The 783-nt window shown below is 31.3% G+C and carries 1 protein-coding gene; it reads right to left on the bottom strand.

Features of this window, described 5'->3' with window-relative positions:
* Nucleotides 1-140: 140 nt before the first annotated feature.
* Complete coding sequence (locus tag BFJ87_RS14200; RefSeq protein ID WP_139344258.1) at nt 141-650, bottom strand: hypothetical protein; 510 nt, start codon at nt 648-650, stop codon at nt 141-143.
* Nucleotides 651-783: the final 133 nt, after the last annotated feature.

Here is a 783-nt window from a genome sequence, read left to right as displayed (position 1 = left end):
TGCTAACGGTATTGTATATGGAAAGTTGCGTGTTTGCGTGCGAGGATTTTCCGAAGGAAAATCAGACGTAGCAAACGTGCAACGACCTTTGTTTTAGCACAACACCAGCAATTTTTTATATACGGTGTTGTAACCAGTTTTTATTTTTTATTACTCAATTCGTCAAAAAATTTGCTCGGATTTCTTAAAAATCGGTCAGCATCTGAACCTTTTATTAATTGTGCTAAATCAGAAATATTTGGTTTGCATAAATTTCCGTTTCTGTCCATTAAAATCCAATCATTTTCTTTACAAATATCAAGCATTGAATTAAGGAAATTTAGAGTAGTATCTGTTAAGTCAGTCCGAAACATAAATTCATCGATAAATTCATTAGTTTTATTTAAACCAAGACTAACATCGTGGTCAAATTCCGCTTTTTCACTTTTCCAAATTGTATCGTCAGTCCAACTTGCACGAGTAATTATTTTGTCAATTTGTTTTTCTAATTCTACTAAATTAACTTCTATCTCTTTCCACCAATTTGTTGTTCTTGCATCTTCAAATTCAGGCTCTAAATCTTGGTTGTTAGTTTCAGTATATTTTTCCCAAAACTTTTCCCATTCAGAATGTTTAATTTCCAATTGATTTGGTATTTCTCCAAATTTCATTTCAATCGCCTTTTTCGGCAGTATGTATGTTATAAATTGGTTAATTGCCATTCGGTTTCTCAAATTGGTTACAACTAGTTAGTAAACGCAGTTTATTGCGTTTATTTCTCTTTCAAATATAATATTATAAAGG

The sequence above is a fragment of the Cellulophaga omnivescoria genome, from assembly GCF_001999725.1.
In the GTDB taxonomy this organism is placed as follows: domain Bacteria; phylum Bacteroidota; class Bacteroidia; order Flavobacteriales; family Flavobacteriaceae; genus Cellulophaga; species Cellulophaga omnivescoria.
Note: the sequence above shows the minus strand (reverse complement) of the source record. Positions and strands in the feature narration are given on the sequence as shown.